This is a genomic window from Methylobacterium sp. 1030 (genome assembly GCF_040544715.1).
GTDB lineage: Bacteria > Pseudomonadota > Alphaproteobacteria > Rhizobiales > Beijerinckiaceae > Methylobacterium.
In genome coordinates, this window is the sequence record NZ_JBEPKM010000020.1 from 25,748 (window position 1) to 40,220 (window position 14,473).

General features: G+C 73.4%; 13 protein-coding genes. 5 read left to right on the forward strand and 8 right to left on the reverse strand.

From position 1 onward, the window contains the following. Window positions 1–51: 51 nt before the first annotated feature. From ABIC30_RS25180 to ABIC30_RS25195, 4 genes are all read left to right on the forward strand, one after another. The gene (locus ABIC30_RS25180; RefSeq protein WP_020095273.1) at window positions 52–297 is read left to right on the forward strand and encodes a ferredoxin; all 246 of its coding nucleotides are present in this window, start codon (window positions 52–54) and stop codon (window positions 295–297) included. Further along, window positions 297–1,568, forward strand: coding sequence for an NAD(P)/FAD-dependent oxidoreductase (locus ABIC30_RS25185; protein WP_020095272.1), 1,272 nt, complete (start codon window positions 297–299; stop codon window positions 1,566–1,568). The genes ABIC30_RS25180 and ABIC30_RS25185 overlap by 1 nt, the downstream gene beginning before the upstream one ends. Before the next feature lie 105 nt (window positions 1,569–1,673). After that, on the forward strand, window positions 1,674–2,927 hold the full coding sequence (locus tag ABIC30_RS25190) for a cytochrome P450 (protein ID WP_020095271.1): 1,254 nt from the start codon (window positions 1,674–1,676) through the stop codon (window positions 2,925–2,927). Between the two features lie 150 nt (window positions 2,928–3,077). After that, window positions 3,078–4,166 (forward strand): phytanoyl-CoA dioxygenase family protein, encoded by a 1,089-nt coding sequence (locus tag ABIC30_RS25195; RefSeq protein WP_043713080.1) that lies wholly within the window; start codon window positions 3,078–3,080, stop codon window positions 4,164–4,166. Between the two features lie 35 nt (window positions 4,167–4,201). Here ABIC30_RS25195 and ABIC30_RS25200 read toward each other — a convergent pair whose 3' ends face one another. The 5 genes from ABIC30_RS25200 to bchO form a co-directional block, all read right to left on the reverse strand. Beyond that, complete coding sequence (locus tag ABIC30_RS25200; RefSeq protein WP_020095269.1) at window positions 4,202–5,941, reverse strand: methyl-accepting chemotaxis protein; 1,740 nt, start codon at window positions 5,939–5,941, stop codon at window positions 4,202–4,204. Window positions 5,942–6,159: 218 nt separating this feature from the next. Then, window positions 6,160–6,771, reverse strand: coding sequence for a DUF1989 domain-containing protein (locus ABIC30_RS25205; protein ID WP_020095268.1), 612 nt, complete (start codon window positions 6,769–6,771; stop codon window positions 6,160–6,162). 41 nt (window positions 6,772–6,812) lie between these two features. Continuing rightward, window positions 6,813–7,565: a guanitoxin biosynthesis heme-dependent pre-guanitoxin N-hydroxylase GntA gene (gene gntA, locus ABIC30_RS25210; protein ID WP_020095267.1), complete on the reverse strand. Its 753-nt coding sequence runs from the start codon at window positions 7,563–7,565 to the stop codon at window positions 6,813–6,815. 295 nt (window positions 7,566–7,860) lie between these two features. Continuing rightward, window positions 7,861–8,646, reverse strand: coding sequence for a gamma-glutamyl-gamma-aminobutyrate hydrolase family protein (locus tag ABIC30_RS25215; RefSeq protein ID WP_354456224.1), 786 nt, complete (start codon window positions 8,644–8,646; stop codon window positions 7,861–7,863). An 83-nt stretch (window positions 8,647–8,729) separates the two neighbouring features. Beyond that, on the reverse strand, window positions 8,730–9,638 hold the full coding sequence (bchO, locus tag ABIC30_RS25220; protein ID WP_020095265.1) for an alpha/beta fold hydrolase BchO: 909 nt from the start codon (window positions 9,636–9,638) through the stop codon (window positions 8,730–8,732). 210 nt (window positions 9,639–9,848) lie between these two features. On the opposite strand from bchO, the gene ABIC30_RS25225 reads away from it, so the two are divergent. Then, window positions 9,849–9,995 carry a hypothetical protein gene (locus ABIC30_RS25225; RefSeq protein ID WP_020095264.1) on the forward strand — a complete coding sequence of 49 codons (147 nt, stop codon included), beginning with the start codon at window positions 9,849–9,851 and terminating at the stop codon, window positions 9,993–9,995. Between the two features lie 31 nt (window positions 9,996–10,026). Here the strand turns inward: ABIC30_RS25225 and ABIC30_RS25230 are convergent, their stop codons facing one another. From ABIC30_RS25230 to hemA, 3 genes are all read right to left on the reverse strand, one after another. Then, window positions 10,027–11,715: a magnesium chelatase subunit D gene (locus ABIC30_RS25230; RefSeq protein ID WP_051123777.1), complete on the reverse strand. Its 1,689-nt coding sequence runs from the start codon at window positions 11,713–11,715 to the stop codon at window positions 10,027–10,029. A 318-nt stretch (window positions 11,716–12,033) separates the two neighbouring features. Then, the gene (gene bchI / locus ABIC30_RS25235; RefSeq protein ID WP_042673186.1) at window positions 12,034–13,050 is read right to left on the reverse strand and encodes a magnesium chelatase ATPase subunit I; all 1,017 of its coding nucleotides are present in this window, start codon (window positions 13,048–13,050) and stop codon (window positions 12,034–12,036) included. Window positions 13,051–13,233: 183 nt separating this feature from the next. Continuing rightward, a complete protein-coding gene (gene hemA, locus ABIC30_RS25240; RefSeq protein WP_020095261.1) occupies window positions 13,234–14,451 on the reverse strand; it encodes a 5-aminolevulinate synthase in 1,218 nt (405 codons plus the stop codon). Between the last annotated feature and the right edge of the window lie 22 nt (window positions 14,452–14,473).

The following is a 14,473-nucleotide window of genomic DNA, read 5'->3' on the forward strand; positions in this document are numbered from 1 at the left end:
CCCGCGACGAGAGCCCGCGGAACCCGCGGCGCCGCGCGCGGTTGCCCCGCCATGTCCGCCCCTGCCGATGCGTCCTCCGGCCCCCCGCCCGGCCTGCGGGTGAGCGTCGATCTCAACCTGTGCCAGGCCTATGCCCAGTGCTGCTACGCGGCGCCGCGGCACTTCCGCATCGAGGGGCACGAGGCCCTGTTCTACGATCCCGCCCCCGCCGCGCGGGACCGGGACGACATCGAGCGGGCGCGCGTCGCCTGCCCGGTCCAGGCGATCCGGGTCGAGGATCCGGAGCGGGGCGCCTGATGGCGCGCGATTCCGAGCGCGTCCTGATCGTCGGCGCCGGCCTCGCGGCCCTGCGCGGGGCCGAGGCCCTGCGCGAAGCGGGCTTCTCCGGCGCGCTGACGATCGTCGGCGACGAGCCGCACCGGCCCTACGACCGGCCGCCGCTCTCGAAGCACGTCCTCACCGGCGCGATCCCCGCGGAGGCCACGACCCTGCCGGGGGTCGGCGCCCTCGCGGCGGAGTGGCAGCTCGGCAGCGCGGCGCGGCGCCTCGACCGGCAGGCGCGCACGGTCGGCCTCGCGGACGGGCGGATCCTCCCCTACGACCGCCTGCTCATCGCCACCGGCACCCGCGCCCGGCCCTGGGCGAACCCGCACGAGGGCCGCCTCGCCGGCGTCTTCACCCTGCGCGGGCGGGACGACGCCGCCGCCCTGCGGCGGGCGCTGGCCGCCGGCCCCAACCACGTGCTGGTGATCGGCGCCGGCTTCATCGGCTGCGAGGTCGCGAGCCTGTGCCGGCAGCTCGACTTGCCGGTCACCCTGGTCGAGCCCGGCCCGACGCCGCTGGCCCGCATCCTCGGCAGCACCGTCGGGGCGTTCATTGGCGCGATCCACGAGGGCCACGGGGTCGCGCTGCGCTGCGGCCGCGAGGTCGAGTGGCTGGAGGGTCGGGACGGCCGGCTGGTGCGCGCCCACTTGGTCGACGGCAGCAGCCTCGCGGCCGACGTCGCCGTCATCGCCCTGGGGGCCGTGCGCAACACCGAGTGGCTCGACGGGTCCGGCCTGTCGGCGGATCCGGGCGGGGTCGATTGCGACGCGCGCGGCCACGTCCTCGATACCGAGGGCCGGCCCGACCCGCACATCGCCGCCGCCGGCGACGTGGCGCGCTTTCCCCACCCCCTCTACGACGGCCGGCGCGTCGCCCTGGAGCACTGGAGCCACGCGGTGGCGCAGGGCGTCCATGCCGGCCGTCTGCTCGCCGGCGCGGAGCCTGAAGTCCCTTACGGCGCCCTGCCGACCTTCTGGTCGACGCAGGGCGACCTCGTGGTGAAATCCGTCGGCCTGACCGAGGGCGCCGACGCGGTGGCGATCACACAGGGCGATCCGGCGGCCGGCCGCTTCGTCGCCACCTACGGCCGCGACGGGCGCTGCATCGCGGCGGTCGCGGTGGATTCCGCCCGCTGGCTGCCGGCCCATGCCGAGCTCGTGGAGGCTCGCGCGCCGTTCCCGCCCGAGGACGCCGCGACCGACCGGCCGAAGCGCGTCACGGTCCACGAGCCGGGCTTTCCGTAACGCGTCGGGAAACGGAACCGGCCCATCGGGCGAAGCCTTTGTCGTTGCAGCATCTTTCCCGAGGGCCGGTGGCCGCCATCCGGGTCGATGCGTGAAGGAGACCGCATGCCCGACGCCACCCTCCTCGACCAAGTCAAGGACTTCGCCAACCGGCCGAACCCCTACCCGGTCTACGCGAAGCTGCGGGAGAATCCCGTCTCGCGCCAGGACGACGGCACCGAGGCGGGCACCTGGGTGGCGGCGACCCACGGCACCATCGCGCGCCTGCTGCAGGACCCGCGGGTCAGCTCCGAGACCCTGCCCCCGGCCGACCGGCCGCGCACCGGCAATCCCCTCACCGACCTGATCGTCAAGCCGCTCAAGGACTGGATGATGGACCGGCACCGGGTCTTCATCTTCCGCGACCCGCCGGACCACGACGCCCTGCGCTCGGCGGTGATGCACCAGTTCTCCCGCGAGCGCGTCCAGGCGATGCGCGCCCGCTCCGACCGGCTGGTGGCCGACCTGCTCAACGAGAAGTGCGGTGCCCGGGAGATCGACGCAGTCGACGACCTCGCCTACCCGCTGCCCGTGACGGTGATCTGCGAGCTGTTCGGCGTGCCCCGAGAGGACGAGCCGAAATTCCACGGCTGGGCGACGCAGCTCGCCACCGCGCTGGAGCCCGACAGCCTGTCCGACCCCGAGATCCGCGCCGCGAACAGCCGGACCTTCGACGCGATCGGCGGCTACATGGGCGACCTGATCAGGGAGAAGCGCAGGCACCCGCAGGACGACATGCTGTCGGGCCTCGCCAACCACGCCACCCCGGCCGGCGTGAAGATGGGCGATTACGACCTGATCGCCACCTCGATCCTGATGCTGGTCGCCGGGCACGAGACCACCGTGAACCTGATCACCAACGGCCTGCTGACCCTGCTGCGGCATCCGGACGAGCTGGAGCGCCTGCGTCAGGACCCGCTCCGGGCCCCGCGGCTGATCGAGGAACTGCTCCGCTACGAGCCGCCGGTGCAGTTCCGGACGCGGCGGACGCTGTCGCCCATCGACATCGCCGGGGTCACGATCCCCGAGGGGGCCGATCTCGTGCTGCTGCTGGCCTCCGGCAACCGCGACGCGGCCGTCTTCCCCGATCCCGATCGGTTCGACCCGGACCGCAGCGGGATCCGCCATCTCGGCTTCGGCGGCGGCCTGCACTACTGCGTGGGCGCGCCGCTGGCCCGGTTCGAGGCCGAGGCGGCGCTCACCGCCCTCGCCCGCCGGCTGAAGGCGCCGCGCCTGGTCGAGGACCCGCCACCCTACCGGCCGGGCGCCGCCCTGCGCGGCCCGGAGCACCTGCGGGTGGCGATCGACGGGATCGCCTGAGCCGCGGGCGGACCGGACGGCCAACCCGAGCATCGATGAGACCGCCGACGCGACGAAGACGAAAGTCCGTCGCCGTAAAGTTGTTTGCCTCGCTAAAGTCGCGATCGTCCGGCCTGGTTACGCTGGAGACGGAACCGGCGGGTTGAGACGATGGCTCAGGGGTTTGCGCGCGCTGCATCGCTGGCGCGCACGGTGGGGACCACGGTGCGCAACCTCGCCCTCGGGCGCGACGACGTCCCGCCCCTCGCGCCCCACCTGCCGCCCGCGCCGTCCCACACGGTCGACGCCGACATTCCGGTCGATATCGGCTGCATCAAGGTGTTCCGGGCCGAGAGCTTCCCGGAATCCGGGCCGAGCCCCTGGCTCGATCAGCCCGACGCCCTCGACATCGTCGCGCGCCGCGTCGCGCGCCGGGAGATCACGCCCCGGCAGGCCGAGATCTGCCGGTCCTGGGTGGAGCACGGCTACTACGTCCTGCGCGGCGCGATCGATCCCGACACGATCGACGAGGTCTGGGCCGCCTACGAGGCCGCGATCGCCGGCGGCGACCTGACCCTCGCCCCCGAGAAGGCGGCGCCGGACGATCCCCATCCGGGCCGCTACCTCAACCCGCACCTGAAGGTCGAGGCGATCGACCGGCTGCTGAAGCACCCCGTGCTGATGAACTTCAGCAGCATGGTGCTGGGCCGCCCCGCGATCCCGTTCCAGACCATCGCGTCCCACAAGGGCAGCCAGCAATCCGAGCACTCGGACTCGATCCACATGACGACCTACCCGCTCGGCTACCTGGCCGCCTGCTGGGTCGCCATGGAGGACATCCACGCGGATGCGGGGCCGCTGGTCTACTATCCCGGCACCCACCGCCTGCCGTACCTGTTCAGCCACGACGTCGGCATCACCACGGACGAGTTCCGCGAGCGCGGCTACGGTGCCTATTCCGAGCGCTACGAACCGGCGATCAAGCAGGAGATCCGGGAGCACGGGGCGACGCCGGCCTACTTCACGGCGCGCAAGGGCGACGTGCTGTTCTGGCACGCGAACCTGCTGCACGGCGGTTCCGCGCGGGCCGACATGCAGCGCTCCCGCAAGGCCCTGGTGCACCACTACTTCGCGGAAGGCTGCATCTGCTACCACGACCTCTCGGCGACGACGTCGGCGGTGCACGGCCCCGTCGAGAGCCTGCCGACCTGCGGCGCGTCGAGCCCCGACATCGCGGTGCGCGAGCGGATCAGCCTGTAAGGGCGGGGTCGCCGGGCGGTCCGGCGACCCCGCCCTCAGGCGGCCTTCACGGCGGCCAGGAAGGTCGTGACCTCCTGGCCGAGGCTCGTCGAGTAGCGGGCCAGCTCCTGCGCGGCGCTGAGCACCTGGTCGGAGGCCGCGCCGGTCTCGCGGGCCGCCTGCCGGACGTCGGCGATGTCGGTGCTCACCGCCTGGGTGCCCTGCGCCGCCTGGGTGACGTTGCGGACGATCTCGCTCGTCGCCGCGCCCTGCTCCTCCATGGCGGCGGCCACGCTGAGCGCCACCGTGCGCATCTCGTCGATCGTGCCGCCGATCGTCCGCATCGACTCGACCGCCTGGCGGGTCTCGTTCTGGATGGCGGCGATCTGCGTCGCGATGGTCTCGGTCGCCCGGGCCGTCTGCGAGGCCAGCGCCTTCACCTCGCCCGCCACCACGGCGAAGCCCTTGCCGGCCTCGCCGGCGCGCGCGGCCTCGATGGTGGCGTTGAGGGCCAGCAGGTTGGTCTGCCCGGCGATCCCGGCGATCAGGCCCATCACCTCGCTGATCTGGTCCGTGCCGCGGGCGAGCACCTGCATCAGGGCGTTGGTCTGGGCCACGTCCGTGCCGGCCCGGTCGGCCATCGCGGAAGACTGGGCGACGCGGGACGCGATCTCGTTGATCGAGGCGGCCATCTCCTCGCTGGCCGCCGCCACGGTCTGCACGTTGCTGGAGGTCTGCTCGGAGGTCGCGGCGACGCGCACCGACTGGTCGGTGGTCCGCGCGGCGGTGCGCGTCATCTCCCGGGCCGTGGCCTCCATCTCCACCGCTGCCGCCGACAGGCCCTGCGTCAGCGCGCTGACCTGCGCGTCGAACCGGGCGGTGACCGTGTCGAGCATCTGGGCGCGGCGCATCTTCGCGTCGTTCTCCGCGACGGCGGCCGCGTCGGCGGCGCGCTTGGCGATCAGGGCGTCCTTGAACACCTGGACGGCGCGCGCCATGGCGCCGACCTCGTCGCCGCGGCGCTGGTCGGCGACCGTCACCGCGAGGTCGCCGTCCGCTAGGCCGCGCATCGCCGCGGTCAGGCGGGTGATCGGGCGCGACAGGCCGTTGCCGACGAGCAGGAGCAGCGCCAGGATCGGCAGGGCGAGGCCGGCGGACCAGAGGCCGATGGTGATCGCGCGGTCGCGCACGGCCGCGTGGACGTCGTCCCGGTACAGGCCGGTGGCGACGATCCAGCCCCACGGCTTGAACATCTGCACGCTCGCGACCTTCTCCACCGGCACGGACCCGCCGGGGCGCGGCTTCATGTAGTCGACGAAGCCGGAGCCGTCGCGCTTGGCGGTCTCGACCATCTCGGCGAAGTAGCGCTTGCCGCCGGGGACGTCGGTCTGGTCCACCACCTGCTTGCCGACGTTCTTGGCGTTGAAGGCGTTGGCGATCAGGTGGCCCCGGTCGTCGAGGACGAAGAAGTAGTCCTCGCTGCCGAAGCGCAGGGCGGTGATCGCCGCGAGCGCGGCCTTCTGCGCGTCGGCGACGGGCATCTGGCCTGTCCGGGCCTGCGCCTCGTAGTGGACGAGCAGGCTCTGCGCGACCTCGGTCAGGCGCTTGGTCATCAGCGCGCGGTCCTCGAGCGCCGAGCCGCGCATGTCGAGGAAGCTCAGGGCGCTGAGGGCGCCGATGGCCAGGAGCACCAGGGCCATCACGGCCGCGAGCTTGTGGCGAAGCCGGAGATCGGCGAGGCGCTGCCACGGCGCGGCACGGTCGGCGGGCGGGCGGCTGGTCTGCGTGGGGGTCATCCGAGCACCGGAACAGGGAGCCTGCGGCCGGCGGGGACTCGCCGTGGGCGCCGTACGGGCTCAACCTCGTGCATTCGGGTTAGTAAATCGCAAAGACCTGCGGCCGTTCGCCGGCAGTCAGTGGGTGAATATCGATGTCAAGTCATTGAATGCGATACAGTCTACAGCTTTACATGGATCAATATCGGGATCGGGCCGGGGCTTTTGAGGGCCCGCAGCTAGGCGCTCACGCTGTAGTGGATCGGCTTGAAGCTGCCGTTGTTCGACTGCAGGGCCGAGCAGGCGGTGAGCCCGATGATCAGGTCGGTCTCGGCCACGAACACGATCCGGTCCCCCGCCCGGCTGAGGGGCGGCGCCACGGTGAGCGCCCCGGTCGCGCCGTCGATCGGCACGTTCATGAAGCAGTTGAACGCCACCGGGATCGCGTCCGGCGCGATGCCGTAGGGTGCGAGCGCCGCCGCGAGGTTGCCGAAGCAGCCGCGATGCGGGTTCGCGTCGCCGTAGATGATGCGGAACGTGTCGGCCGAGCACGGCGTCAGCAGGAAATCGTGCCGGCCGACCGTATCCTCGAGGATCCGCAGCAGGATCTTCGAGCGGTTCGAGTAGAGCGGGTCGCCGGTGGTGAGGTAGATCCGGCTGGCGTAGTCGAGGGTCCGGCCCGACGAGATCACCTCTCCCGTATCGTGGCGGTTGAAGGCGAGGAGGTCGGCCACCTGCTCCCCGCACGGGTCGATCACCGTGAGGCGCTGGCCCCGGTCGAGCGTGAAGGCGACGCCGGAGCGCGGCGCGATCGTCTGCACGTCGGCCTGGCACAGGGTGGGTTGGCACATGGGGGTGGCTCGCTCCGTACTGGGGACCGGATCCGACCGGCTCAGGCGCCGCTGCCCGGCAGCCCGCAATCGAAGGGCAGGGCCGGCGGGTTCCAGTCCCGGGCCTCCGGGGCCGGCGCCGGTCGGCCCTTCATCGGGCAGCGCCAGTCCGCGTCGACCGCGCGGCCGCTGTACTGGCGCGCCTCCGAGGCCTCGCCGTGGCGCGCCAGCATCGGGTTCACGCTGCCAGCGAGGGCCTCGTCGCGCTCCAGGATCGCGGCGCGCAGCTTCTCGTAGCGTCCCTCCGCCCGCAACCGCTCGAACTGCGCGTGCAGGTTGAAGACCAGGACCGGCGACGAGAAGCGCCGCGCCGGCCGGCTCGCCTGCGGGTGCAGCCCGACGACGAAGAACGCCTCGCCGCCGAAGCTCAGGGAGAAGTGCGGGTTGTCGGGATCCTCGGCCACGCGGGCATCGTGGGGCTGGCCGAGCCAGGCGTCCTTGTCGGTCAGGGATTGCGCGCGCGCCCAGAGGTTGTGCTCGAACGCCTCCTCCGAGAGGTCGCCCGGCCCCTCGAACACGACCGCGAAGCTCTGGAACAGGTCGGGCTGCGCCCGGTACTGCGCCACGAAGGCGAGCAGCGCCGGGTAGATCCGCATGTCGTCCCAGCCCGAGGTGATGTCCCGGGCCACCACGATCCGCATCCGCCCGCGGGACAGGGCCGACTTGGCGCCCACGCAGGGGAAGGGCGGGTTCCGGATGAAGTCGCGGAAGGCCTCGGCACGGGGGTGCTCTCGGTCGTCGCGGGGGAGATGCATGCAGGGCCTGCCCGGTCTCTGCGCGGCCGGCCTCCACGCGAGGCGGCCGCTGTTCGGGACTCCGGGAACACCACCGCGAGGCCACTGTTCCGTCCTGCGACAGGTCGTCCGGGGGATAAGGTGAATCCGGTCGCGTGTGATCAAGATCTGTGCGGATGGACAGCCAATATTCCGTGGATCAGCGCCAGCGAATAAACATAGGTTAAGGCCGGAAAGACTCCTGGTGCCGGCGGTGTGCCGGCGCTGTGCTGCCACGCGCGGCCTCTGCACTGGGTCGTCCCAGCGCGCGAGCGGCTCATCCCCGGCCGGCCCGCCGCGCCCGGTGCCGCGTCGCCGCCGCGGCCCCGAAGGCCTCGAACAGCGTGCGGTTGATCGGGTTGGCCGCCGGATCGTGCTCGGCGTGCCACTGGACGCCCAGCGCGAAGCCCGCCGCGTCGCGGACGCGGATCGCCTCGACCGTGTCATCCTCGGCGAGGCCCTCGATCACGATCCGGCCGCCCGGCTCCAGGATGCCCTGGCCGTGCAGGGAGTTCACCCGGATCGTCTCGCGCTCCAGGAGGCGGGCGAAGGCGCCCCCGGGCGTCAGCCGGACCTCGTGACGGTCGGCGAAGATCAATTCCAGGTCCGGGTGGATCTCGCCGTTCGCGAGGCGCGGCATGCGGTGGTTGAGCCGGCCCGGCAGATCGCGGATCTCCGGGTGCAGGCTGCCCCCGAAGGCGACGTTCATCTCCTGGAAGCCGCGGCAGATGCCGAACAGCGGCACGCCCCCCGCCACGCAGGCCTCGATCAGGGGCAGCGCCACGGCGTCGCGATCCTCGTCGTAGGGCTCGTGCGCCGCGCAGGGCTCGGTGTTGAAGCGCGCCGGATGGACGTTGGCGCGGCCCCCCGTGAGCAGGACGCCGTCCACGGTGTCGAGGAGGTCCCCGAGGTCGGTGATCGTCGGGACGGCGGCGAACATCAGCGGCAGGGCGCCGGCCACCGCGGCGACCGCCCGCATGTTGTTCTCGCCGACGATCTGCGCCGGGAAGCGGCTGTCGATCAGGCGCGCGTTGCCGATGACGCCGATCACGGGTCTCGCCATCGTTCCGGCCGCTCCTCGATCCTGCCCTGCCCGCCGCGGCAGGCTCTACGACCCACGCAAGGCCGGCGCCAGTCCCGTCCGGCTCACGGCGGCGACAGAACGCCCGCGTCCGAAGCCTCGGCGCGGAGGACCTCGGCCACGCGCTCCGGCGCCTCCTCGTGGGCGAGGTGGCCCAGCCCCCGGATCAGGCGGACGCGGGCGTCGGGCATGCGGTCGCGCAGGGCGAAGGCGGTGTCCGGCAGGATGGCCTTGTCGTCGCCGCCGACGATCAGCAGGGTCCGGGTGGCGAGGCCGGGCAGCGCCCGGTGCAGCCCGGCGAGATCCCAGTTCGCCATCATGCCCAGCGCCCCGCGGACATGGCCGGCCCGGGCGAAGAGCCGCCGGTAGAGGTCGACCCCCTCCGGGTCGAGGCGCGAGCCGGTCCCCTCGATCAGGCGCTTGGCCGCGGACCGGTCCGCCGTCCAGGCGAAGATCCGGGGGGTGAAGGGGTTGAGGAACAGGAGGCGCGCCATGCTGGGGAACAGCAGGTTCGCCGCCCCCGGCAGCGGCGCGAGAGCGCCGTTGAACGCCGCCAGCAGCCGGGGCGCGATGGTGCCGTCGAGGCACATCCGCGCGAGGACGGCGGCGCCGGCCGAGTGGCCCGCCGCCAGGACCGGCGGCCGGCCGAGCGCCGCAACGAGGCCCGCCACGGCCCGGGCCATGCCGGGCAGCGACAGGTCGGCGTCGGGCAGCGGGTCCGTGAAGCCGTGGCCCGGCAGGTCCGGGGCGATCACGGAGAAGTCGCGCGCGAGGAGCGGCGCCAGCCCGCGCCACGAATGCGTGGCCGCCCCGGTCCCGTGCAGGAGCAGCAGCATCGGGGCGTCCGGAGGCCCGTATTCCTGGACGTGCCAGCGGAGGCCGGCCGCCTCCACGAAGCGGCTGGCCTCCCGATGGGGCCAGTCCCGGCCCTCCACGGCCCAGTCGGGCCGGTCCGCGTCGAAGCCGGTCAGCATGCGCGCGTATCCTGCACTGCGGCATGGCCGGACGATCCAGGGGCGACGGCGGCGCTATCGTTCATGGCCGGAAGTATTTCGTAACACTGAACAATCCTATGCGGCGGCCGCATGCCACCGGTGAGCGGAGACCGATTGCTGCGCTGCAACAGCAACGGCATATCTCGGGCGAGCAAGAACAAGACGCGTCCACCAACTCCGGAGAAGGTCATGATCCTCTTCACCTCCTCGACCCAGAACATCGCCGCTCCGGTCTCCGGCGGCTGGAGCCTCAAGGCCATCGTCCGCGAGATGCTGAGCTCCTGGCTCGCCCACCACCAGCGCCTCGCCGACAGCGGCATCGGCGGCGACCTCTGACACCCTGTCGCGGGGGTGACGGGTGCGGCGCTCAGAGCGCCGCCCGCACCGCCGCGCTGAGCTGACCGGCCTCGGCCCGGGGTAGCTTCAGGTAGCGGGCGCCCATCGCGTCCGCCACAGAACGGGCCTCGTCGCCCCGCGTGCCGGTATCGACCACGAGGGCCGGCAGCCCGGCCGCACGCAGGGCTCGGGCCGCCTGCAGCGCCTCCGCGCCCGCCCGGGCCCGTCCCCCCTCCCCCGACCGCGCGACGTTGGCGCGCCCGTCGGTCAGCAGCACGATTGCCGGCCGGCTGCCGCCGCGGCGCACGCCCAGCGCCACCGCGACCGCGGCGTCGATCCCCGCCGCGAGCGGCGTCCCGCCTCCGCCCGGCAGTCCCGAGAGCCCGCGCTTGGCCCGGGTGAGCGACCGGGTCGGCGGCAGAACGAGATCCGCGCCGGTGCCGCGGAACGCCACCAGCGCCACCCGGTCCCGCCGGACATAGGCCTCCGCCAGCAGCAGCTCGACCGCGCCCTTGGCCTCCGCCAGCCGCTCCAGGGCGGCCGAGCCCGAGGCGTCCACGCAGAACACCGTGGTGGTCTCGGTCCGCTGCTTGAGGATCCGGATCCGCAGATCGTCCCGCCGCACCACGATGCGGCGCGTCTCTCCTTCTACTCTGCGGACGGCCTGCCAGGGCGCCGCCGCCCGCAGAGTGGCGAGCAGGTCGAGCCGTCCCCGCCGCGGGTCGCCCCGCCGGCTGCCCACGGGGCGGCCGGTGCGGGCCGAGGCCGCCTGCCCGACCCGGCCGGCCTTCGCGGCCGGGAGACGCTGCGCGCCCGCCAGAAGCTGGTCGAGGAGGTTCGGCGGGATCGCGGCGCGCACCGCCTCCAGCACGACGTCGTCGGGCGCCTCTGCGGCCGGACCCGACGCCTCCTCCGCGTCGTTCGGCTCGGGCGGCTCCGCCGGCGCCTCCGCGGTCTCGGGGGCGGGCTGCTCCGGTGCGGGCAGGCGCGTCGCCCGCGGCGCCAGGACGAGGCGCCCGGCCGCCACGATCGCCCCCTGGCCGATCGGCCCGTCTCCCGCGAGGGCGCGCGCCACGCGCGCCGCCAGGATCGGGCCGCGCAGCGACGCGATCCCGAAGGCCTCGGCCAGGGCGCAGAGGCTCCCGACCGGGTCGGGCTCCGGCGCGCCCGGGGCGGGTTCCGGCTCGGCCGCCGCGGCGTCCGCGAGGCCGAGCCCGCTCAGGTCCAGCCGGAAGGCGAGGCGATCGGCCAGCGCCTCGGCGACCGTCTCGTCCGCCACGCCCTCGTCGAGGAGGATCAGGCCGAACCGGGCGCCGCGGTCCGAGACCGTGCCGGTGTCGAGGGCGGCGGCGAGCCGCGACGCGGTGCCCGGAGGCAGACGCTCGGCCATGGGGACGACGACGATCCCGCCATCGGCCTCCGCCAGCAGGCCGGCCCGCGCGACGGGGCGGCCCGCCGCCAGGGTCGCGGCGAGATCCAGGCCGCCGAGCAGGCCGTCGTCGCCGATGCCGGGCGGCAGGCGCCGCCAGGGCGTTCCCGGGGGCAGCGCCGCCCGCACGCTGTCGAGCCAGCGCTCGCGCACGGGCCCGGCGGGGGCCCGCAGCACCGCGCCGCCGAGCCCGTGCGGGTTCGCGGCGAGAAGCCGGGCGGCCAGGCGGGCATCGGCCCAGGCGCAGGTCGGTGTCCCTCCCTGCTCTGCGGGACGGCGATGCTCAGGCATCGGCTCGAGCGGGGCGCGACAGGGCCCCGCTCCCGAGCGGGTGCCGAGGGTCAGACACGTCCATCGGACCCCGACGCGGGCGACGGAGCGCGACCGGCCCCCTCTCCCGGGCGGGAGAGGGTCGGGGTGCGGGATGCGGAGTTCCAGGACTGAGCAGACGCGCGCGACGCGTTCGGGCCGAGCCTCGTCCGGCCGGTCCCCGTCCTCCACCCTGTCCCTCGCCCGCACGGGAGAGGGGCCCCGCGCTCCGTTCCGCGCCGACTCGGCCGGAGCCGCGCGATGAACGCCCTCGCGCTCGGGGCGCGCGCAGCGGCGCCGTCACGCGAAGACCTCCGCCAGCGCCCGCTCCACCCGGGCGGTGGATCCGGATTCGTCGAGCGGGTTGCGCCGCAGCCGGTGGCGCAGGGCGGCCGGGGCGATGCGCCGGAGGTGATCGTCGGTGACCATCGCGGCGCCGTCGAGCGCCGCGAGCGCCCGGGCCGTGCGCATCAGGGTCAGTTCCCCGCGCAAGCCATCCGTCCCGAGGGCGAGGCAGAGCCGCGCGGCGCGCTCCAGGGCGGCATCCGGCACGGTGACCGATGGCAGGCGCTCCCGTGCCAGCAGGATTCTTTTTTGAATCTTTCGCTCTTCGCCTTCACGGGCAGCACAGAACCCCTCCGGGTCGCGCTCGTAGGCGTCGCGGGCGCGCACCACCGCGATGCGGGTGGGGATGTCCCTCGGCGTCGCGACCTCGCAGGCCAGCCCGAACCGGTCGAGGAGCTGCGGCCGCAGCTCCCCCTCCTCCGGGTTGCCGGAGCCGACGAGGACGAACCGCGCCGGGTGGCGGAGCGACAGGCCCTCGCGCTCGACCGTGTTGACGCCGGAGGCCGCCACGTCGAGCAGGAGGTCCACGAGGTGGTCCTCGAGGAGGTTGACCTCGTCGATGTAGAGGAAGCCGCGGTTGGCGCGGGCCAGCAGCCCCGGCTCGAAGGCCTTCACGCCGGCGCCGAGCGCCCGCTCCAGGTCGAGGGTGCCGACCACCCGGTCCTCGGTGGCGCCCAGCGGCAGGTCCACCACCGGCACCGGTTTTTTCTCGGACTTTCTCCGCGCGCCCGGCAGGCTCGCGCAGTGCGGACAGGATTCTGCGGGACTTTCGGGATCGCAATTGTACGGGCAGCCGACCACCGCCCGCATCGGCGGCAGCAGGGCGGCCAGCGCCCGGATCGCCGTGGACTTGCCGGTGCCGCGGTCGCCGAAGACCAGCACGCCGCCGACCGCCGGGTCCACCGCCGCGATCAGCAGCGCCTGGCGCATCTCGTCCTGGCCGACGATGGCCGAGAAGGGGAAGGTGGGCACGCGATGACTCGATGCTGCGGGGGCATCCAACCCACCCCCTCATCCTGAGGTGCCGCAGCGTAGCGGAGGCCTCGAAGGAGGTCTCCAGAAGACGTGCGATGGCTGGAGCCCTCCTTCGAGGCCCGCTGACGCGGGCACCTCAGGATGAGGGCGAAGGTGGGAGAAGGGAACCCCCGCCCGCGCTTACTCCGCCGCCTTCTGCCGGAGCCCGATCCGGCCCCAGATCGTGGTGAGCGCCTCGACCAGATGGGCGATGTCGGCGTCGGTGTGCAGCGGCGACGGGGTGATCCGCAGGCGCTCGGTGCCGCGGGCGACCGTCGGGTAGTTGATCGGCTGCACGTAGATGCCGAACTCGTCGAGCAGGGTGTCGGAGATCCCCTTGCAGAGCACCGGATCGCAGACCATCACCGGCACGATGTGGCTGTCGTTCGGCATGGTCGGGATGTCGGCGGCCTCCAGCGCCTGCCGGACCTTCGCCACCCGCTCCTGATGCCGGGCCCGCTCGACGCCGCTCTCCTTGAGGTGGCGGATCGACGCCGCCGCGCCCGCCGCGACGGCCGGCGGCAGCGAGGTGGTGAAGATGAAGCCCGACGCGAAGCTGCGCACGAAGTCGCAGAGTTTTTCCGACGCCGTGATGTAGCCGCCGTGCACCGCGAAGGCCTTGCCGAGCGTGCCCTCGATCACGTCCAGCCGGTGGGCGACGCCGTCCCGCTCCGAGATGCCGCCGCCGCGTGCGCCGTAGAGGCCGACCGCGTGGACCTCGTCCAGGTAGGTCAGCGCCCCGTGGGCCTCGGCCACGTCGCAGATCTCGGCGATCGGCGCGATGTCGCCGTCCATCGAGTAGACCGACTCGAAGGCCACCAGCTTCGGCCGGGCGGGATCGACCAGCGCGAGCTTGCGGTTCAGGTCCTCCGGGTCGTTGTGGCGGAAGATGTGGCGCTCGGCCCGCGAGAACCGGATCCCCTCGATCATCGAGGCGTGGTTCTCGGAATCGGAGAAGACCGCGCAGTTCGGCAGGCGCGACGCGAGGGTCCCCAGCGCCGCCCAGTTCGACACGTAGCCGGAGGTGAACAGCAGGGCCGCCTCCTTGCCGTGGAGGTCGGCGAGCTCGCGCTCCAGCAGCACGTGGTAGTGGTTGGTGCCCGAGATGTTCCGGGTGCCGCCGGCGCCCGCGCCGCAGCGGTCGATCGCCTCGTGCATCGCCCCGGTGACGGTCGGGTGCTGGCCCATGCCGAGATAGTCGTTGGAGCACCAGACCGTCACGGGCCGGGTGCCGGCCGCGTGGTGGTGGGTGGCGTGCGGGAAGTTGCCCGCGTGGCGCTCGAGGTCGGTGAAGACCCGGTAGCGGCCCTCGCGGTGGAGCCCGGCGATCTCAGCCCCGAAGAAGGTCTCGTAATCCATGTCGCCTCTCCCCGAACAAATC